At 37.1% G+C, this 21,158-nt stretch carries 19 protein-coding genes; 11 read left to right on the top strand and 8 right to left on the bottom strand.

Annotated features, from left to right (window positions below):
• Positions 1-3 precede the first annotated feature (3 nt).
• The 7 genes from JG738_RS06760 to JG738_RS06730 are packed head-to-tail and all read right to left on the bottom strand — an operon-like array spanning position 4 to position 10,478.
• Complete coding sequence (locus tag JG738_RS06760) at positions 4-2,358, bottom strand: right-handed parallel beta-helix repeat-containing protein (protein WP_201337162.1); 2,355 nt, start codon at positions 2,356-2,358, stop codon at positions 4-6.
• Between the two features lie 2 nt (positions 2,359-2,360).
• The gene (locus JG738_RS06755) at positions 2,361-3,641 is read right to left on the bottom strand and encodes a pitrilysin family protein (protein ID WP_236583126.1); all 1,281 of its coding nucleotides are present in this window, start codon (positions 3,639-3,641) and stop codon (positions 2,361-2,363) included.
• A 38-nt stretch (positions 3,642-3,679) separates the two neighbouring features.
• Complete coding sequence (locus tag JG738_RS06750) at positions 3,680-4,735, bottom strand: quinone-dependent dihydroorotate dehydrogenase (RefSeq protein WP_201337160.1); 1,056 nt, start codon at positions 4,733-4,735, stop codon at positions 3,680-3,682.
• A gap of 29 nt (positions 4,736-4,764) precedes the next feature.
• On the bottom strand, positions 4,765-6,477 hold the full coding sequence (locus tag JG738_RS06745) for an ABC transporter ATP-binding protein (protein ID WP_236583125.1): 1,713 nt from the start codon (positions 6,475-6,477) through the stop codon (positions 4,765-4,767).
• A complete protein-coding gene (cysS, locus tag JG738_RS06740) occupies positions 6,462-7,859 on the bottom strand; it encodes a cysteine--tRNA ligase (protein ID WP_201337159.1) in 1,398 nt (465 codons plus the stop codon). Before cysS ends, JG738_RS06745 begins: the two co-directional genes overlap by 16 nt.
• Positions 7,846-9,258 carry a murein biosynthesis integral membrane protein MurJ gene (gene murJ / locus JG738_RS06735; RefSeq protein WP_201337158.1) on the bottom strand — a complete coding sequence of 471 codons (1,413 nt, stop codon included), beginning with the start codon at positions 9,256-9,258 and terminating at the stop codon, positions 7,846-7,848. Before murJ ends, cysS begins: the two co-directional genes overlap by 14 nt.
• A 2-nt stretch (positions 9,259-9,260) precedes the next feature.
• Complete coding sequence (locus JG738_RS06730) at positions 9,261-10,478, bottom strand: MFS transporter (protein WP_201337157.1); 1,218 nt, start codon at positions 10,476-10,478, stop codon at positions 9,261-9,263.
• Positions 10,479-10,520: 42 nt separating this feature from the next.
• On the opposite strand from JG738_RS06730, the gene ruvA reads away from it, so the two are divergent.
• The 11 genes from ruvA to JG738_RS06675 all read left to right on the top strand — a co-directional run bounded on the left by ruvA (position 10,521) and on the right by JG738_RS06675 (position 20,058).
• Positions 10,521-11,075 (top strand): Holliday junction branch migration protein RuvA, encoded by a 555-nt coding sequence (ruvA, locus tag JG738_RS06725; protein ID WP_201337156.1) that lies wholly within the window; start codon positions 10,521-10,523, stop codon positions 11,073-11,075.
• Between the two features lie 9 nt (positions 11,076-11,084).
• Entirely contained in the window at positions 11,085-12,110 is a 1,026-nt protein-coding gene (locus tag JG738_RS06720) for a D-alanine--D-alanine ligase (RefSeq protein WP_201337155.1), read from the top strand.
• On the top strand, positions 12,107-13,234 hold the full coding sequence (locus JG738_RS06715) for an aminoacetone oxidase family FAD-binding enzyme (protein ID WP_201337154.1): 1,128 nt from the start codon (positions 12,107-12,109) through the stop codon (positions 13,232-13,234). Before JG738_RS06720 ends, JG738_RS06715 begins: the two co-directional genes overlap by 4 nt.
• Complete coding sequence (locus tag JG738_RS06710) at positions 13,212-13,817, top strand: trimeric intracellular cation channel family protein (RefSeq protein ID WP_201337153.1); 606 nt, start codon at positions 13,212-13,214, stop codon at positions 13,815-13,817. The genes JG738_RS06715 and JG738_RS06710 overlap by 23 nt, the downstream gene beginning before the upstream one ends.
• 271 nt (positions 13,818-14,088) lie before the next feature.
• A complete protein-coding gene (locus JG738_RS06705) occupies positions 14,089-14,805 on the top strand; it encodes an alpha/beta fold hydrolase (RefSeq protein ID WP_201337152.1) in 717 nt (238 codons plus the stop codon).
• Positions 14,792-15,061, top strand: a complete 270-nt coding sequence (locus tag JG738_RS06700) for an acylphosphatase (protein WP_084276173.1) — start codon at positions 14,792-14,794, stop codon at positions 15,059-15,061. The genes JG738_RS06705 and JG738_RS06700 overlap by 14 nt, the downstream gene beginning before the upstream one ends.
• The gene (locus tag JG738_RS06695; protein ID WP_201337151.1) at positions 15,058-16,479 is read left to right on the top strand and encodes a UDP-N-acetylmuramoyl-tripeptide--D-alanyl-D-alanine ligase; all 1,422 of its coding nucleotides are present in this window, start codon (positions 15,058-15,060) and stop codon (positions 16,477-16,479) included. The genes JG738_RS06700 and JG738_RS06695 overlap by 4 nt, the downstream gene beginning before the upstream one ends.
• Positions 16,480-16,596: 117 nt before the next feature.
• The gene (locus JG738_RS06690) at positions 16,597-18,444 is read left to right on the top strand and encodes a TRAP transporter large permease subunit (RefSeq protein ID WP_201337150.1); all 1,848 of its coding nucleotides are present in this window, start codon (positions 16,597-16,599) and stop codon (positions 18,442-18,444) included.
• Positions 18,444-18,941 (top strand): HIT domain-containing protein, encoded by a 498-nt coding sequence (locus tag JG738_RS06685; protein WP_201337149.1) that lies wholly within the window; start codon positions 18,444-18,446, stop codon positions 18,939-18,941. The genes JG738_RS06690 and JG738_RS06685 overlap by 1 nt, the downstream gene beginning before the upstream one ends.
• Positions 18,931-19,272 (top strand): nucleotide pyrophosphohydrolase, encoded by a 342-nt coding sequence (locus JG738_RS06680; protein WP_201337148.1) that lies wholly within the window; start codon positions 18,931-18,933, stop codon positions 19,270-19,272. The genes JG738_RS06685 and JG738_RS06680 overlap by 11 nt, the downstream gene beginning before the upstream one ends.
• A gap of 24 nt (positions 19,273-19,296) precedes the next feature.
• Entirely contained in the window at positions 19,297-20,058 is a 762-nt protein-coding gene (locus JG738_RS06675) for a hypothetical protein (protein ID WP_201337147.1), read from the top strand.
• Here JG738_RS06675 and JG738_RS06670 read toward each other — a convergent pair.
• Positions 20,044-21,156 (bottom strand): pyridoxal phosphate-dependent aminotransferase, encoded by a 1,113-nt coding sequence (locus JG738_RS06670; protein WP_201337146.1) that lies wholly within the window; start codon positions 21,154-21,156, stop codon positions 20,044-20,046. The genes JG738_RS06675 and JG738_RS06670 overlap by 15 nt on opposite strands.
• Between the last annotated feature and the right edge of the window lie 2 nt (positions 21,157-21,158).

Raw genomic sequence — 21,158 nt, 5'->3', positions numbered from 1 at the left:
CCTTTATTTGAAAGTTATATTTCTTCCATCCTTTGATAATATGATAGAAGAGAATAGATTAGCTAAATTTTCACTCCAAGAGAAGCTTCCATCGCTTTTCATTCCTTGTAATTTTTTGACTGTTCTTAGAGTTGATGAAATATATATCCAATCAAACAGGGGATTGGCACTAATAGGATCGTTATAGTGTATAAAATAGCCGGTAATATTATAATTAGATTTTTTTACTAATATGTTTTTGATATGCTCTTTTGGAGTAGTGAATATCATCTCTTTTGCTCCAGATGAGATTGAAATGCCACAGCTTGTAGGGTCTTTTTGGCAGATATGTTTGCCAAACTCGATCGCTTCTTGAACGCTTAAGTTTTCTATGGTGATGATTTTAAGTACTTGGGCAACATTGCCCTGATCGTCGATGGCTTTGATTTTGATAGGATGGTCTCCTGGGGTGTCGAAAGTGATAGTAAAGCTTCGAATTGTCGGATCTATGGATTCGTATCCGTTGCCTTTGTCGATATAAAGCTCGGTGATCTCATTGGGTGATTCGATATTGAGATGGATGATGACAGGATGATAGATCTTTGGCTTGCTACTTATTTCGATGGTGATTTTTGGTTTGTTGCGATGGGCGGGAGGATTGCCATATTCGCTGGCGCCAATGTCGATCCTACCATTTACAATCCGTGGATTGCCAAAGTAGTCTGTTTTGAGGTATTTGAGTATCTTGGCATATTCTTGCGCATTGTCAAAATATCTTTTGAACAGCTCATCGTCAGGATTAAGCCCGGCATCGATTGCGGGAGAATCGCTTTGGAGAGTAATATTGTCATCTTCAAGTCTGATATCGCCTACGATTGATGGCAGGAGATTGCTTTCTTTGGTGATATCAAAGCCATGTTCATCTATTTTTTCATAGTTGATATAATTGTTGTAAAGTTTTGAATCAGCTATAGAATAAATACATTTATTCTGCATTTCATTGCTATCCCATGAAAACTCACTATTCGAAAAAAAATAGTTTATTGCGCTATTATCTTTAATTTGATTTATGAAAAAAATATTATTAGCAATTAAACCACCAGAGTGAATTGGATTATTAATGAAATTATTATTAATAATAATAGAATTTGAAGATGAAAAAAATCCATAATATCTATTATTTAAAATAAAGGAGTTGATTACCGTTACACTGCTATGTGACGTAAAGCCATTATTTCCATTTTTTGAAATTTTGGAATTGATTACCATTGCTGAATGATGATAAGAAGAAGAATAAAATCCGCTTCCTCGATTGCTTGAAATCGTAGAGTTAGTTACATATATCGAACCATAATCTGAAATAAATCCATATCTTCCATTGTTTGAAATTATAGAATTATTCACTTCTATCGTACCTGATGAAGAAAATCCGTTTCCTTTGTTATTAGAAATTGTGGAGTTAATTATTTTTGCAGAACTTGCAGAAAATCCATCTCCTCCATTGTTTGAAATTATAGAATTATTCACTTCTATCGTACCTGATGAAGAAAATCCGTTTCCTTTGTTATTAGAAATTGTGGAGTTAATTATTTTTGCAGAACTTGCAGAAAATCCATCTCCTCCATTGTTTGAAATTATAGAATTATTCACTTCTACTATATATGATAAAAATCCTTTTTCTCCATTGTTTGAAATAGATGAATCTAAAATTTTCACTAAACCTGTTGAAGTAAATCCATTATCTTTATTATATATAATTTTGGAATTATTTATTTCTACTGTTTTATCACAATGGAATCCCTCACCCTCATTGTAAGAAATAATAGAATCGAGAATTTTTACCCTTCCACCTGCATAAAATCCATTGCTCTCTTTGAAGCTATTAGCGTTATAAGAGATGTTGCAATTCTTGATGAGAACATCTATATCGGTATAAAATCCACCACCTTTTGAGTCAGCTTTTCCATATAAGATGGAAAGATTTTTAAGATTTAGAAATGGTCTAGAATATGGTTTTTTGTGATTGGATAAAGGATTACATTTTTTACCGGGTAAACATATTTGTGGTCGATGGGCATTGGTAAGATTCATCACCTGATCAGTATTATCTCCATTCAAAACGATCTCACTTCTGTCGTATCCCGCTGCTCCTTGGATGGTGAGGTTGTACTCTTCATCGTCATGGAATGTAAAAGTCCCTTTTCCATCACTCGTCGTCACATATCTGCCCGGTTGGAGGATGATGGTATCATTTTCTCCATTGTGAGCAGCGTTTTCAAGAGCCTGGCGAAGCTCTGCAGTGTTGCTTACATTGAATGTAGCTGAAAAGATGGAGAGTGGTAATAGAGTTAATAACGTGATATATTTTTCCCAGTGCACAATTATTCCTTATTTGTTGGTAGATTCCCAATCTCTTTTCTCAATATTACAGTCGTCGAATTTTTATAAGTAAAATATTTTTTTGCTGCTTCTTGCAGGTCTTTAATCTGTAGTTTATCGATATTTTCTTCGTAATGCAAAAGTGGCTCTATATCACCTTTGGCATAATAGTCTCCAAAAATACCTGCTAAGTTACTTGAATTTTCCAAAGAAAAAATAAAATCTGCTTTTGTATTGATTTTGATTTTTCCAAGCTCCTCTTGCTGGATTTGGCCTTTTTTAAGCTTTTCTATTTGTGCCCAAATCTCTTTTTCGATTGTTTCAGCTTTGATGCCTGGATTTGCCACAGCCAAAAAGAGAAATATACCAGGATCGATGGTCTCCATATTATAAGCATAGATTTGGTTGACAAGTTTTTTTTCATCTACTAAAGTTTGATAGAGCCAACTTGATTTTCCGCTGCTAAGAAGCTCACTAATAGCACTGAGAGCCACTTGATCGCTACTTTTAAAGTTTGGTATATGAAATGCAATGGCAATCATTTCCACTTCGCTGTCACGATTAATTTCAATACGTTTTGCTCCATCTTGAGGCGGCTCTACTTGGTGTACTTTTGGTATATCGCAGCAGTTTTTGATATGCTCGAAATGCTTCTTTGCTAATGTAAATACTTCGTTTTGATCTATATCTCCAGCAACAACAAGAATCGCATTTTTTGGTTGGTAGTAGGTTTTGTGAAATTTTCTGATATCATCGATTGTCCAGTGTAGTATATCTTGCATAAAACCAATCGGCGTCCAATGGTAAGGGTGGTAAATAAATGTGTTGTTAAAGAGGCGAAAGTAGAGATAGCCTGTTGGGTTATTATCTGTGCGCCATCTGCGCTCTTCTGCTACAACTTCACGTTCTGTTTGAAACTCTTTGTCATCGAGTTTGAGATTTTCCATTAGTTCTGCGAATAGCCAAAGAGATTTATCAAGATTTTTTGCGCTTGATTTTATGAAGTAGTGTGTATAATCAAATCCTGTAGAAGCGTTATCTACTCCTCCAAAGCTCTTGACAATTTCATCAAACTCACCGGCTTTGAGATGTTTGGTAGATTTGAAGTTGAGATGCTCAAGCATGTGAGCAATACCGCTTTTGCCCATGACTTCATTGCGACTTCCTACGCGGTAGAATATATCTGTAGAGATGACCCCACTGCCGTTGCGCATAGGAATGACAACAACTTTGAGTCCATTTTTGAGTGTTGTTTCATAATGTTTTGGCAAACTACTAGCCATTAGTCCTCCAAGTAAAATTAATATGAAAAGAGCTATTCTCATTTGTAATCTGCTCCAATTGCTTCAGTAATGTGGGAAAAACCATCTTGTTGTAAAAGTGTTATAAGTTCTTGATTGATATCATGAATGAGTTTTGGTCCGCCATAGATAAATGCTGTATAGATCTGTAGCAGAGTTGCTCCAGCTTTAATGCGCTTGTAAGCTTCCTGGGCAGAATCTATTCCACCAACACTAACAAGCAAAGTTTTACCAAAAAGCTCTTTTGCTATAGCTTTGAAAATAGTAAAACTCTTTTGCTGTATTACTTTACCGCTAATGCCGCCAAAATCTTTTGCTCCTTTAAGGAGTGAATAGTCGATTGAAGTGTTGGTGGCTATAATACCACTTGCTCCAGCTTCAACTGCTGTGGTGGTTAGCTCTATTGCTTGCTTTTCGCTCATATCAGGAGCGATTTTGAGCAGAATTGGCATTGTGGTTATCTCTTTTGCCATAGTAAAGAGATCTTTTATAAATGTTTCATTTTGCAGATCTCGTAGATTTGGGGTATTGGGGCTAGAAATATTAATAACGAGATAATCTGCTAGAGTATGAAACTGCTCAATCAAAAATCTATAATCTTCTAATGCCTTTTCTTGTGGAGTTGTTTTGTTTTTACCAATATTGACTCCTATTGGAAAATCTGCTGGGTAGATACGCTGTACTCTTGCTTTGACAACAGCAGCTCCATCATTGTTAAATCCCATTGCATTTTGTAGTGCTTCATAGCGTGGATAGCGAAAGAGGCGTGGACGTGGATTGCCAGCTTGTGGCTTTGGTGTGACTGTTCCAATTTCAACATAGCCAAAGCCTAAAGCGTGGAGAGTTTTTGTTATTGTTGCATTTTTATCAAACCCTGCTGCGATTCCAATAGGATTTTTAAACTCTTTACCAAAAATCTTTTGGGTAAGAATTGGATCTTCAACTAGGTAGCGTTTTTGCAAAGCTGTGAGAAGAGGTGGGCAAAATCCTGCTAGTTCAAAAGCAGTTTCAGCTATATGGTGGGCAGTTTCGGGATCGAATTTAAAAAGAATATTCTTGATCGTCTGATAATCCATCCGCATTCCAATTTTTTTTGCAATTATATCTAATTTTTATTGTAGAGTTCTTTGTAGATCGAACAAGTTGCAAGAAGATTGGCATGATCTCCTTCGCACACTTTCTTACCGTTTTGCAACACAACTATATTGTTAGCAAATGTTATAGAGCGAATATTATGAGAGATGAGTAAAATAATTCGCCCCTGTGCAAGCTCTTTGATGGTTTGGAGAATCTGCGCTTCACTTCTTTTATCCAGCGCACTGGTTGCTTCATCAAATATCAAAATTTTTGGATCTTTATAAAGAGCTCGTGCAATTGCTAGGCGCTGTCGCTGCCCGCCGCTAAGATTCATAGCAGCTTCAGTAAGTTTTGTATGTATGCCTTGAGGGAGAGCATGAACAAAATCGTAGGCCTTAGCTTTTTTGAGTGCGTCTATGACTCGTGCTTCATCGTAATCTTCACCACCGATATTGACTGCAATACTATCTTGAAAAAGATAAATACGTTGTGTGACAAGTGCAATGGAATTGCGCAGACTTTTTAAATCAAATGATTTGATATCTTTGCCATTAATTGTTACTTTTCCTCTTTGAGGATCGTAAAATCGTACAATGAGATTAATGAGCGAGCTTTTACCACTGCCGCTATCTCCTACAATTGCCGTAATTGCATCTTTGTGGGCACAAAAACTGATATTTTGTAAAACTTTTTTATCTTCATAAGCTAAATCTACATCTTCAAAGCAGATTTTTTCGATATTTGCTGGGACTGCTTTGGTTCCACTTTTTATAGTTGGAGTAAGCTCGATTATTTGAAAAATTCTCTCAGCTGCAGCGACGGCATCTTGGATCTGGTTGTAGAGTTTGGAGGTGTGCTTAATAGGAGTGTAGAGCATAAAAAGGGCAGTCATAAATGAGAAGAATTCCCCTGTAGTCATCTTTCCTTCAATGACTTCTTGCCCGCCGATGAAAATCACTAATGAGACAATAACTGCACCCAGAACCTCCATTAATGGACTTATAATCTCTTGTGTACGCACCTGCTTTATGGTGAGCTCAAAGAAATCTTGGTTATGTTTTTGAAAGCGTTTAAGCTCTTGCGGCTCTCTTGCTTCAGCTTTTATGAGTTCGATGTTGTTAAAAATTTCTGTCAAATGGGTTGTAAGATCAGAAATCTTCTCTTGTGAAGCGTGGGAGATCTTTTTCATACGCTTTGCTAAGCGTGAAAGTGGATAGATAGCAAGTGGCATAATAAATAAAAAATAGAGCGCAAGCTTTGGACTTTGATAGATTACAACAAAGGTAAGTGCAAAGATGGTGAGGAGTTCTCGAATGAAGCTTGGTATCATATTTGCTACAACATTTTTGATACGATTGATATCGTTGGTGAGGCGGCTAATGAGCTCACCTGATGGCTGCTGGACAAAGTAGCCCATCTGCATAGCGAGGATTGATGCAAGCATCCGCTCGCGTACTGCACGAATAACATCTTGGCCAATATATTCAGTATAGTATACTTGTATAAATTTTCCAAAACCTTTGAGAAAGTAGAGAAAAATGACAAGTGGTGGGAGGAGTTTGAGCATCTGCTCATCTTTATTGATAAATATATCATCAAGGATGGGTTTAACTACATAAGCAGATGCACTAGTACCGATTGCGGCCATTATCATGCCAATAATTGCAATAAAAAACTTCGTTTTATGCTTGATGATATAGGGCCAAAAGCGTTTAAGTGTGGCTATCAAACCTTCTCCCACAAAGTACCTTGAGGAGTATCCATTATGGATATACCCATATTTAGCAATTCCTCTCTGATTTTATCTGCAGTTGCAAAATCTTTTTGCTTTTTAGCTTCATTACGTTTTGCTATGAGAGATTCGATTTTCTCTTTTGTCGCTTCATCGATTCCAAGCTGAAAATAGGCGTAAGGATCTTTTAAGCCTATTCCTAAAACTTCGTTTAAAAATGCGATATTGGCAGCAATCTCTTTTTTGAGGGCTTTATCTTTTGGATTTTTGTCTAAAGCTTCGTTAGAATTTGCTATGAAAGCATCCATAACAGCCAAAGCTTTTGAGATATTAAGATCCTCACTGAGGGCATTGAGTATATTTTCTTTGAACTCTTTTTGCACAGTTGATGGCTTTGTGCCGTAGATGCGTTTTTTGAGGCGGTAAAGTTTGTCAAGACGTTTTTTAGACTGCAAGAGATCCTCTTCATTAAAATTGAGATTTGCTCGGTAGTGGGTGCCAAGAAGATAGAAACGCAAAATTTCTCCATCATAAACTCTCAGTGCATCTTTGATAAAAAAACTGTTTCCCAAAGATTTACTCATCTTCTCACCACTGATAGTTACAAAACCGTTGTGCATCCAATATTTTGCTAACTTTTGCCCATAGGCACACCTCGTCTGGGCTGCTTCGTTTTCATGGTGTGGGAATAAAAGATCTGCGCCCCCTCCATGAATGTCAATCTGATAAGGTGTATCATGGTAGGCAAGATGTTTATCGATCATCGCAGAGCACTCAATATGCCAGCCTGGTCGCCCTTTGCCAAAAGGGGAATCAAAGCAGACATCATCACTTCCTTTGCAAGCTTTCCACAAAGCAAAATCTGCTGGATTTTTTTTATCTGGATTTGGCTCGATGCGATTGAGGGTCTCTTCATCACACTTTTTGCTTAACGAGCAGTACTCGCTATCTTTTGCCGTATCAAAGTAGATATCGCCGTTTGGAGTAGTGTATGCACAACCTTTATCAAGGAGTTTTTGGATCATTACAAACATTGCTTCAAGAGACTCTGTAGCTTTTGGCTCAATATCTGCTCGCTCTACGCCAAGGGCATCCATATCTTCTAGATAGCGCTTGATGTAGTAGCTTGTGATCTCTTGGAGGCTTTTTCCCGTTTCTTGCATCTTTTTTATGATTTTGTCATCGATATCGGTGAAATTTTTCATCATTGTAACGTGAAATCCAAGGGCTTTGAGTGTACGGCGTAAGAGATCAAAAGCAATTGCACTTCTTGCATGCCCTAAATGCGCATCATCATAGACAGTTGGTCCACACACATATATTTTTAACTGTTTATCTTTGATAGGAATAAGCTCTACCACCTTTTTTAAAGAACTATCATATATTTGCATTGATCCTCCAGAACTCTTTTATGAGTAAAATTATAGCTATTTCAATAGCTGCTGCAAAGAGTAGCCATAAAAGTTTACGATTTTTTGCAATATGTATAAATTTTGTAAAACCAAATGCTTTGATGCTATAAAAACAGAGAACAAATCCAGCAATGCTTGAAGCAAGTGCCAAACCGGCAGCTTTGAGTGGAATAATGAGAAGCAGTGAAAAAATGATATTTGTAATGAGTGAATAGCTTGCAATTTTAGCTGCCTCTTTTTGTCTGTGTGTAGCGTAAAGCCAAAGTGAAAAGAGCTTTGCTAAACCATAAGGGAGGAGACCTAGCATGTACATCGCCAAGACTGATGCAGTAGCAACTGTATCGCTATGTGTAAAACTCCCTCGCTCAAAAAGGAGCCATATAATCTCTTTTGCAAGGAGTATTCCACCAATAGTTGCAAAGAGCAAAAGCGCAAAAAGAGCAAAGAAGCTTTGCTCTAAGAGTTTGAGGGCTTTTTGCTCTTCGTTATGTTTGAGACTTTTAGCAATACTTGGAAAAAGAGCGGTAGCAGTGGCAATGGCAAAGAGTGCAAGGGGAAGTTGTAAGATACGATTGGCGTAGTAGAGGTAGCTAATGGATCCAGTACTCAAAAATGAGGCAAGCCAAGTATCTAAAAAAGCGCTGATTTGAGCAGTGGAGTTGCCCCAGATTGCTGGGAAGAAATTTTTATAGAAATGTTGGAGTTGTTTGTTGATGAGATCTCTTTTCTTGCGTAGTGCAAAAAAGCCTGTAAGGAGGCGGTTGAAGATGTGCAGACGATAACTCATATATACATGCAAAATAAACTGCAAAGCCCCTCCGATTAAGACAGCGATACTCATAGCAAGTACAATTGTCTCTTTTGGAGCTTGCTGAAAGAGTATAAGTGCAATGATAAGCGATAAATTCAGAAGGGCTGTGGAGAATGCTGTAGTAGCAAAATGCTCCTTGTGTTGCAGGAGTGCTGCTAAGAAAGTGACACAAAAAATAAAGTCAAGATAGTAAAAATTGATAGCCACGTATGGAGCAGCCATATCAATGAGATGCTCGGAAAAGCCAAAGGCGATGAGTTTGGTAAAAAAGGGTGAAAAGATTGTCACTATGATTGAAAGGGAAAAGATGATGAGAAAAAATCTTTGAAAAACTGCTGCTGCGAAGAGTGCTTTATTGGTAGAAGCTGTGTAAGATGGCAAAAAACTTTGTACAAAAGCTCCCTCACCAAATATGCGCCGAAAAAGATTAGGGAGCTTAAAAGCAACAAAGAAAATATCGCTATAGATATTTGCTCCCAAAATCGAAGCAGTGAGAAGATCGCGCAAAAATCCTAAAATGCGGCTGAGTAAAATTCCTGCACTATTGGTAAATATTTTTTTGAGCATCTTTACTTTTGTTCCTTTTGTCTATTTTGCAAGCGCATAGCAAAGAGAAGCCCTAAAGTGAGCATGAAAATTGTAAAACTATAAAGAGTAATGTAGTTATATGTTTTGAGAATAAATCCTCCCGGAATTGCAAAAAAGAGTCCAAGAGATGTGATATTGTTTTGTAAAGCGATGTAGATAGGGCGTTTATCTTGCGGTGCTATGGAAAAGAGAAGATTTATTGTGGCTATACGAAATCCATCAATTGCCATGCCAAGAGTGAAAAAGACAAAAAAATAAGCGTATTTATGGTGAGAAAAAAGGAGTAGTGTAAAAGAGATGATTGCTAAAATAAAAGAAGTGAGCATAATCTGCTTATAGTGAGGTGCTATCTTTTTCCAGATGATATTTCCTACCATTGCACCACTCATCTGTATTACAATAAAGCCTCCTACAAGCCAGCCTGAGAGCTCAATAAACTGTTTGGCATGTAAAATGACGTACGCAAAGCTAAATAAAAAGGAGTAGCTCAAAAGCACAGTTATAATTTGGATCTGTAAAGCTTTATCACTGCGTAAAATTTTTGCTGCATTGCCTAAAAACTCCCAAAAACTCTTCTCTTTTTCAAGGACTTGCTCTTTAACTGGCTCTTCAATGGATGCAAAAGCGATGAGTCCAAAAGCCATTAAAAAAGCGCTTATTATAAAGAGGTATGCGTAGCTTTTTGGAGGGGGAAAATGCTCTAAGATGTATCCAGCTGCAATACCGCTAAGGATCGATCCGATAGCTGCAAAAAACTGGCGGTTTGCCATTGACTTTCCGCGAGTCTCTTGTGTAAAGACCTTTGCTAATATCTCATTAAAATAGATGCTGCCAAATCCGGCACTAAAACTAAAAATAAACAAAAATAGAGCAATAAAAAAGAGCGTTAATTTTGGATGGGCATCACCTAAAAAGTAAATTGCAAGTCCGATGCCAAGCCAGCTTAGAAATCTTGCTAAAAAAACAAGGCGTAAATATGGCATGACGAGTTTAAAGCTTTGTGCGTAAAATGCTGCAAAGAGCTGTACCACAATTGCTCCGCCTCTTAGTAGGGATGTATAAAAACCCACAATCATCACATCAGAACTAAAATGGGCAATGATGAGAGGAAGTGTAGTAGATGGTTCAGCTACACCAAGTGCTATAGCTAAGAAAAATCCGTGTAAAACGTTTTTGAGATTGTTGCTTGTATAATTCATGGGCAAATTATATGATAAAATTGCAAAAATTTTGGAGTGGGGATGATTGTCGGAATACAAGGCAAGGTAATAAAAAAAGAGCCTACTTTTGTACATATTGAAACAGGTGGACTTATCTATGAGGTGTTTGTTTCACTCAATGCAAGTAGTGCAATAGAAAAAGAATATATTCGTCTCTATACCACGCATATTGTGCGTGAAGATGGGGAGATGCTTTATGGTTTTGTGGATATTAATGAAAAAAAGATGTTTGATAGACTCATAAAGCTTAATGGTGTTGGTCCAAAGGTTGCAATGGCGATTTGCTCTACTTTTAAGCCAGAAGAGTTTGTCAAAGTAGTGCATGAGCGCAATATCAGTAAACTCAAAAAAGTTCCAGGAATTGGTCCTAAGAGCGCGCAGCGCATACTTGTAGAGTTGGATGAGTTTGATATTGGCGAGCAAGCACCTCTTACAAGTGTACACAATGAAGCGATGATGGCGCTAGAGAGTCTTGGATTTAAAAAAGAGCAGATCCAAAAGGTACTTGCTACTTGTGAAGCTGCAGATACAGCTGGTCTTGTTAAAGAGGCTTTGAAAAAGATGCAAAAAATTTAAAGGAAAAGAATGCAATTTGGTGTTATTTTTGGTGGCGTGAGCTATGAGCATGAGATAAGCATAGTGAGTGCAATAGCTCTCAAAGATATTATAGAAGCAGAGTTTATTTTTATTGATAAAGAGAGAGATTTTTATCTCATCGATAAATCGAAACTCAAATCAAAACTCTTTAGCAGTGGCGAATATAAAAAGATGCCAAAACTTGAACTTAAAAGGGGAGGATTTTATCAAAAAGGATTACTCAAAGAAAAAAGAGTGGAGTTTGATGTAGCTATCAATTTAGTACATGGTGCGGATGGGGAGGATGGAAAACTCGCTTCACTTTTTGAGTTTTTTGATATTCCTTATATTGGCCCTCGTATTGAAGGGAGCGTAGTGAGCTATAATAAACTCCTTACAAAACTCTATCTGCGTCATCTAGGCATTAATACACTCGATTTTCAGCTACTCCACAAAGAAAAAATAGAGCCACTTAAATTTGATTATCCGGTTATCATAAAACCCTGCCATCTTGGAAGTAGTATTGGAGTGAGTGTTGTAAGAGATGAGAGTGAGTTAAGCTATGCACTCGATGTTGCTTTTGAGTTTGATAATGAGGTTATTATAGAGCCTTTTATTGAAGGAATCAAAGAGTACAATCTTGCAGGATGTAAAGCGGGGAATTTCTATCTATCAAAAATAGAGGAGCCAGTAAAAGGTGAATTTTTAGATTTTGAGAAAAAGTATCTCGATTTTGGTAGGACTGAAGAGGTAAAAGAGGCCGAACTAGTTCCTGGAATTCGTGAGCAGATGATAGAGTCTTTTAAAAGGCTCTATGGGCCTCTCTTTTGTGGGGCTATAATTCGCGTAGATTTTTTTGTGCATAGAGGGCAGGTTTATGTCAATGAGATAAATGCTGTACCTGGGAGTTTGGCAAATTATCTCTTTGAAGATTTCCTCACTCCACTCCAAGCCTTAGCGAGAAATCTTCCAAAACCTCGTACCATCCCTATCGATTATCACTATATCAACTCTATCCAATCAGCAAAGAAGTGAGAGACTTAATCATTTTAGGAGCAGGAGCCTCTGGGCTTTTTTGCGCTCAATTTTTGCGGAAAAAAAATTATCTTCTTCTTGAACACAATCCAAAGCCAGCAAGAAAAATTGCAATAAGCGGAGGAGGGCGCTGCAATGTTACAAATAAAATAGTAAATAGCAGCCACTATCTGACAAAATATCCACAGTTTGTAGAAAATGTTTTTATACAGTTTGATAATAGGTCTCTTTTGCAATGGTTAAAAAAGCGTGGATGTGAGCCAGTTTTGCGTAAAAAAACGCAATATTTTTGTCCCCATAGCGCTTATGAACTTATAGAAATTCTTGAAAATCGTAATACACTTTACAATTGTGAAATAAAAGATCTGGAATATAAAAAAGGTATTTTTGTTGTAAAAACTTCACAGGGAGCTTTTCGATCTAAAACATTACTCGTAGCTACTGGTGGTTTAAGTTACAAGAAAATTGGTGCTAGTGGAATTGGGTATGAGATTGCAAAAAAATTTGGACACACTATCACACCTTTGGCTCCAGCACTTGTAGGGCTTACTGTACAAAAGGAGCAGTTTTGGTTTAAAAAACTCAGTGGCGTGACACTTCCTGCAATAGTGAGAGTTGGAGAAAAGCAGTTTTGTGACAATATTTTGTTTACTCATAAGGGAATAAGTGGTCCAGCGATTTTAAATGCGTCACTTTATTGGCAAAAAGGGCACATTACAATTTCATTTTTACAACAGCTTCCCAAATTTCTTCCCCATAAAAATATTGCTACGCAGCTTCCTTTGCCAAAGAGGTTTATAAAAGAGTTTTTCCAAGCTGTAGGTATAAAAGATAAAAAAGCAAAAGATCTCACAGTGCAAGAGAGGGAGAAACTCCAGTTACTTTGTGCTTATTCCTTTGCTCCAGCAGGTACATTTGGCTATGAGCGGGCTGAAGTGACAAAGGGAGGTGTGGATATAGTAGAGCTCGATGAGAATATGCAAAGCAAAATCGTTCCGGGGCTCTTTTTTGCAGGAGAGGTTTGCGATGTTACAGGGGAGCTTGGAGGATATAATTTTCAGTGGGCATTTAGTAGCGCATTTGTAGCACAAAGAGGTATTGATGAGTATCTTAGAAATCACTGATTACATTGGAATCATAGCGTTTGCACTCAGTGGATATTGGGTAGCTGCACAGCACAAACTTGATATTTTAGGAGCTTTTATTGTAGCTTTTCTTACAGCACTCGGTGGAGGGGTTATTCGCGATATTCTCACAGGAGCTACTCCTTATGCATTTACCCATACACTTCCAGCAGCAATTGTTATTGGTGTTGTAGCGAGTGCGTATCTTTTGCGTTTACAGAGATTTTTTGATTACCAAAAAAAGCTTATATTTTTATTGAGTGACGGTTTGGGTCTTGTCTCCTTTTCTATTAGTGGTGCAATGGCTGCATTGAGTGCACAATTTAATTTTTTTGGAGTAATGCTCGTAGCTCTAATTACAGCTGTTGGTGGTGGAGTTGTAAGAGATATATTGCTCAATGAGATTCCTTTCATTTTGCGCACAGGATTTTACGGCACTATTGCCATATTGACTGGAGCTTTTATTTTTCTTTTTAACGAAATCGAGTTTTTAAATCCATATACTGTTACACTTCTTTTTCTCTTCTCTTTATTCCTGCGTCTTTGGGCGATTTTTGGGAAGTGGAGCCTCCCAAAATTATAAAATAAATATAAAATAAATTTATATATCTATTTTGATAAGAGTTTTAACAATTTTATATGACAATAGATATATCTCCCAAAAAGGAGGCTCAGATGATCTTCAAAAAAGAGTATCGCAACATCTATCTCGTCTCAGCGATTTTGGCTGCTTTTGTGCTTTTTATGATAGTGACTACTTACTGGGTTATCAAAGATGTAACCAGCAAACGCTCCTGTGTTAAGACTTGCTATGGTGAAAAAATGTTAAAATTAGAGCAAAAAAAAGGGCATAGTTGGCACAACGGGAGGTACGCTACCAGGATAGAAATTTTTCAATCTCCTATACAATGGAGGGGAAGGGTGAAACTGCTATTATCCTCCATGGATGGGGCAGTAACAAAGAGATTATGCAAAGTGCCTTTAAAGGGTGCAAAGAGTTTAGAAAAATCTATATAGATCTTCCTGGTTTTGGAAGAAGCCCCAACAACTCTATTCTTACAACTGCAGATTATGCACAAATAGTAGAAATTTTTTTAGATTCATTAAATATTCCGAAAAATATCGTTATTGGACACTCTTTTGGAGGCAAAGTGGCAACACTTTTAAAGCCAAAAATGCTTGTGCTACTAAGCAGTGCTGGTATTGTAGAGCCAAAACCTTTGCGTATACGCGCTAAAATTGCTCTTTTTAAACTTCTTAAACCGTTTGGTATAGGAAGACTTCGTAATTTTTTCATTGCGCAGGATGCAAAAGGAATGAGCCAAAATATGTATGAAACTTTTAAAAATGTTGTCAATGAAGATTTTCGATCCTCTTTTGCTTCTTTTAACGGGAAAGCTCTCATTTTTTGGGGGAAAGACGATAAGGCAACCTCGCTGCAAAGTGGAAAAGAGATTGCAAAATTGATAAAAAACAGCTCTTTTTACCCGCTGCAAGGGGACCACTACTTTTTTTTACACCAAGCCCCATTTATCTGCCAAACAATAAAGGAAGAGTATGAAAAATTGTAGATGTATTGTTAAAGGGAGAGTGCAAGGAGTCTGGTTTCGTAGATTCACGCAAAATATTGCTAATGAGCTTGGAATTAGTGGATGGGTAAGAAATCTTCCTGATGGAAGCGTAGAGGTAGAAGCAAGCGTGCCAGATGAGGTGTATGAAGAGTTTTTGCAAGCACTCCATGAGGGCCCTCCTTTGGCACGTGTTGATGAGGTAGTAGTTGAGGAGATAGAACGCAGTTACAGTGGCGCATTTGAGGTTCGCAGATGAGTTGGATTCATCTCTTTGGCCATATCCTTTTTGTTCTGCTATTGGGTTACTATCTTATTACCAATTTGCAATGGTACAACTATAAACTTTCTCGTATTCTCTTGCATCACCATGCACCCTACCAGCATATCCTCTTTTTTTTGCTACCACTTTTTGGGTATCTTGCTTTACGTGAATGGGTACTAGCTCTCGATCTCATATGTGGTGTAGCACTCTATTTTTGGCAAAGGAAACTGGATAAAAAACTTGTTTTTACTTCTCGCGTAAAGCGTTTTTTTATGTTGCTTCTTCTTTTTACTCTCGTTTTAGATATGCTTTTTATGATTAAAGGTATAAAGCTCTACAGCACACTTTTGCCTCTTGCTTTGACTCTTTTGGTATCAAATATCATCGAAAAATATCTTTTTATGATTTTTTATAAAGAGGCAAAAAAGAAATTAAAAAAGATCGATCCAATCATTGTGGCTATTACTGCAAGTTACGGAAAAACAAGTATAAAAAATTTCTTGACACAAATTTTACAAGATAATTACCGTGTCTATAAAACACCAAGAAGTGTCAATACACTTGCAGGGATAATGAAAGATATTAATGAGTCGCTACCAGAAGATACACAGATTTATATCGTAGAGGCGGGAGCAAGGGAGCGGGGTGATATCGCTTCTATTGCAAAACTGGTAGAGCATCAGTATGCGATAATTGGAAAGATCGGCGAGCAGCATATTGAGTATTTTCAATCTCTTGAAAATATCATACTTACGAAACTAGAAATTTTACTCTCAAAAAGACTTAAAAAGGCTTTTATTTGGGATGGGTTGAAGATAAAAGATGATGAAAAGTTTGTAAAATATGGAAAAAATATCAAAAATATTCAAGCAGATCTTGAAGGTGTGAGCTGGGATGTAGAACTTGATGGAAAAGAGTACCATTTTTATGCTCCTGTGTTAGGTGGCTTTAATGCACTCAATATCACTGCAGCTATTTTAGCAGCACATGAGATAGGATTAGATATAGCAACAATCCAAGAAAGAGTACGCCATCTCAAACCAGTGGAGCATAGACTGCAAAAGATAGAAGCTGGTGGGAAGCTCATAATTGATGATAGTTTTAATGGGAATTTGGAAGGAATGGTAAGCTCTTATGAGCTTGTTAAAGGCTATCCGGGAAGAAAGGTAATAGTAACTCCCGGTATTGTTGAGAGTACTCCACAAGCCAATGAAAAATTGGCACGAAAAATTAATGAAGTTTTCGATCTTGTAATTATTACAGGAAAACTCAATAGAGAAATTTTAGACAAAGCTATTACAAAGAAGAAAGTTTTGCTCGATGATAAGCAGATGTTACAAAATGTATTAGCAGAGTCAACAAAGGCAGGAGATTTGATACTCTTTAGTAATGATACACCAGCTTTTATGTAAGGAAATAGATGCAAGAACTTAAAGAGTTTGGACTTGAATTTTTAGCTATTGTAGCACTTGTGTTGATTGTTGTACTTTTACAAAAGATTTTTGAGTACTACTTCAAAAGGAAGATGGGTGAATAGAGTCTCTTACTATATTGATAAAATCAATACATTTTTTGGAGGTATAAGTGCATTTTTCTCCTTTTTATTAGCCTTTTTGGTATTTTATGACGCATCAATGCGCTACCTCTTTCATGAGGGTTCCATTGCACTACAAGAGCTTGAGTGGTACTTTTTTGATCTAACTTTTTTGCTCAGTGCTGGCTATGCACTCAAACATGATAAGCATGTGAGAGTTGATATTTTTTATGAGAAGTTTTCTCCAAAAACTAAAGCTACTATTGCTTTTTTGGATAATTTACTCCTTATTGTACCTTTGGCATTACTTATTCTTTGGTATGGGTACGGTTTTACATTGCAAAGTTTTATGCAAAACGAGGCTTCTAGTGATCCTGGAGGATTGCAACATCGCTGGATTATTAAGGCAATGATAGTTTTCTTTGCATTTTTACTGCTTTTACAGGCAATTAGTGAAATGATAAAACATTGGAGTCATATAGATAAAAAGTGGCTTGTAGCAGTGCCCGCAATAGGTATTGCAATTGCACTTTTACACTATCTTGATTTTTACTATTTTCTCCATCCTGCTATTTTGATGTTTGTGCTATCTCTCATTCTTTTGATGATTGGTTTTCGTGTAGCATTTGTTTTTGCAGGTGCTGCGATTGTTTTTGCACTGATTGATGCAGACTTGAGTCTGAATCTTTTTAATCTCTTTCCAATGCGTATATATGGCATTATGCAAAATTTTACGCTCATGGCAGTACCACTTTTTATTTTGATGGGGCTTATTTTAGAAAAGAGTAACATTGCAAGAAAGCTTTTAGAAAATCTTGGAGCGTTGTTTGGAGAGGTGCGAGGAGGACTTGCTGTAGGAGTTGTGATAGTAGGAGCAATTTTGGCAGCTGCTACAGGTATTGTGGGTGCAAGTGTAGTGATGATGAGCGTGATTACACTTCCAGTAATGCTCAAATATGGATATGACAAGTCACTTGCTAGCGGAACAATAGCAGCAAGCGGGACATTGGGGCAAATAATTCCTCCCTCTATTGTATTGATTGTGTTGGGAGATGTTTTGAGTGTGAGTGTGGGAGATCTCTTCCGTAGTGCAGTAGTACCGGGACTTTTATTGGTAGTAGTCTATATTTTTTATATTTTACTCTTTGCACTCCTCAAACCACAATCTGCACCTCCGGTGAAATTAGAGCGAAAGCCTTCACTCAAAGAGATTCTCTTCTCTTTACTCCCTGCTATGCTCTTAATTGTCGCAGTGCTAGGATCTATTTTTGCAGGTATTGCAACTCCTACAGAGTCTGCTGCAATGGGTGTGGTTGGTGCTTTGGTTTTGGCATTTTTCAGTGGTAGTCTCAGTTTTTCAATGCTGCGCTATGTGAGTTTAGAGACAGTTAAACTAAGTGCTATGATTTTTACCATTTTAATTGGTGCTACTGCTTTTAGTCTTGTTTTTAACGAAATTGGTGGAGAAGAGCTAGTACATGACTTTTTTAGTTATCAAATAGGATCTCCAGAACTTTTCATTTTTATAGCAATGGCAAGTATCTTTTTGCTTGGATTTTTTATTGATTTTGTGGAAATCTGTTTTGTTGTCATACCACTTTTTGTACCTGTAATCAAAACCTTTGGTATAGATCCAATATGGTTTGGCATACTTGTGGCTCTCAATTTACAAGCATCTTTTTTAACGCCACCATTTGGATTTGCACTCTTTTACCTCAAAGGGAGTGCTGGTAAACTTGTAACAACAAAAGAGATCTATAGAGGTGTTTTGCCATTTATTGCTTTGCAGATTCTCATCCTTGTAATTATCTATCTCTTTCCAAATCTCATAAAGGTGTTTTGATGCGCAAAATTTTGTATGCTCCTTGGCGTAGTGAGTATGTAACAGGCAAAAAAATAGAAGGGTGTGTCTTTTGTTATATTGTAGAGCATCCTGAGGAAGATGAGGAGTTGGGAGTACTTTATAGAGCCGAAAACTCATTTGCTGTGATGAATAAGTATCCCTATTCTCCAGGTCACTTTATGATAATTCCAAACCGCCATATAGATAATCTCGAAGATCTTGAAGAGGATGTATGGCTTGAAATTGCAAAACTTGCAAAAAGAGGAGTGAAACTTTTAAAGGATGTTTTGGGTGCAGAAGGGGTGAATATGGGTATGAATCTTGGTGCTGCTGCAGGAGCTGGTATTGCTGAACATATCCATCTGCATTTGGTGCCTAGATGGCAAAGAGATACAAATTTTATCACTACAATTGCCGAAACGAGAGTCTATAGCACCGATTTTTTCAAAATTTATCAAAAGTTGCGTAAGCATGCAAAGGAGTACTTTGAAGGGTAGTCTGTATGAGCTGCAAAAGATGCTCGATGAGTTTATAGCGCAAAGGGAGTGGCAAAAGTATCATACGCCCAAAAATCTCTCTATGAGTGTAGCGATAGAGGCAGCAGAACTCATGGAGCACTTTCAATGGTGTGATAAAAGAGCTGAGCAGTTTAGTAGCGAAGAAAAAGAAGAGATTGCTGAAGAGATGGCAGATGTGCTGCACTATCTTTTACGTCTTGCAAGTGTGCTTGAAATTGATCTCTATGAAGCTTCACGAAGAAAAATTGCTAAAAACCATAAAAGATTTCCTATTGACAAAGCAAAAAATATGAAAAAAAGTGGATGTTAGCTATAATGACAAAAAGGAGCTACGATGTTGGAGCACTCTAATAAAACAGCCATAAATGCTGCATGGTCTTTTTTCAAAGGTAATTATGCTCTCAATTTTGCTGCTATTGCGATTTTGATAGTTCTTAATCTTTTGGGTATGATTCCCATTATTGGCATACTTTTTATCTTTGCATACTCAATTGTAAGTTTGGCAGTACAGATCTATTTTGGAAGGGCTATTGCAAAAGTAAATGATCCGCAAGAACTTGTAGATATAGCCGCCGAGACAAAAATCGGCGATCTTCTCACAACCTATTTACAAACTGCAGCAGGAGCATTTTTAGGGTTTTTCTTTATCTTTTTGCTATTCTCTTTTCTCTTTGGTATAGCTATTTCAATGTCTATTGATGTAGAGCAGTTGCAAAATGGTATGATGAGTCAAGCGCAGATGATAGCTATGATGAGTAGTGGAGGAGCAGTTGGATTGCTTCTTTTGGTTATTGCTGCTTTTTTCTTCTATTTTGCTCCTGGAGTATTGGGTGAGATTATTAAAACAGATGATTTTACAGAAGCTTTTAAGAAGAGCTTTTGGATATTTTCGCCCAGCTTTTGGAAGCGCTGTTTTAACAAAGAGTATTTTGTTTTGATATTTATATGGTCACTTATTTTGATTGGTGTTGGTATTGTAATGGTATTGATGGCAAGTTCTATTATTTTACTTCCTGTTGTACTTGTCATAGCTTACATTGTGAGTCTTTATAATGCAGCTATCTATGTATTTGCTGCAGATTTAGCCAAGGAGTGATTTGAGGCGTTTAACGCCTTGCTCCATGTGCTCGATAGATTTAGTGTACGCAAATCTTACAAACTTATCTGTATTATGAAAGCCAAAATCAACTCCAGGTGTAACTGCGACGTGAGTTTTTTGTAAAAGGTGATTTGCAAAATGGAGTGCATTATCACTATATTTACTTATATCAGCCCAGATATAGAAGGCTCCTTGCGGCTTGTGTGGGATATAGAAAAGTTTGGAAAGTTCTTGGTATAAATAGTCTCTCCTTTTACGATACGTCAATGTAACGGATGCAAGATACTCCTCATCAAAAGCTTCCAATGCTGCATATTGGCTCAGTGTCGGTGCAGCTATAAAGATATTTTGCGCAATTTCTATTGCTTTTTTGCGCAATTTTGATGGAACAATGATCCAACCTATTCTCATCCCTGGCATGCAAAAATATTTTGAAAATCCATTTATGATAATAGCTTCTTCATTGAAAGCAAGAGCAGTTGTAGTGTTTACATCGTATATGAGGCCATGATAGAGCTCGTCACTAATAAGTGTAATATTTTTGTGCAAGCAGTATGTGCAAAGATCTTGTAGGAGATCTATTTCATAAATATTGCCAGTGGGATTTGCTGGATTGGAGATTTGCAGTGCATGAGGTCTATTTTTGTGTAGATGCTCTGGTGTGATGCAGTAGCTTGTTGTACTATCAACAGGGATAAATCTTGGCTCTATTCCAAGAATGTAGGCAAAATTTTTATAAGAAGGATAGCCTGGATCGCTAAATGCCAAAGAGTTACCAAAATCGAGTGTCAATGCATATGCAAGCATAAATGCTCCGCTGGTTCCAGGAGTGATGAGAATATTTTCAGGATTTATTAGGATGTTGTATCTTTTTTTATAAAAATCTGCAATTTTTTGGCGAAGTGCAGGTAACCCTTCAGAAATAGTATAAGAAAATCGATAATTATCCAGTGCACATTTTGCAGCCTCTACTACACCAGGTGGTGGAGGAAGATCTGGTTCACCTATTTCAAAATGGATGGCATCTTTATATTTTGATGCCTCTTTGGCAATTGCCATGACCATAAAAGGTGTGAGATTTTTTACTCTTTGCATAT

This window comes from Nitratiruptor sp. YY08-26 (genome assembly GCF_016593215.1).
GTDB lineage: Bacteria > Campylobacterota > Campylobacteria > Campylobacterales > Nitratiruptoraceae > Nitratiruptor > Nitratiruptor tergarcus.
The sequence above is the reverse complement of the archived record's forward strand: the minus strand, read 5'-3'. Positions and strand labels throughout refer to the sequence as shown.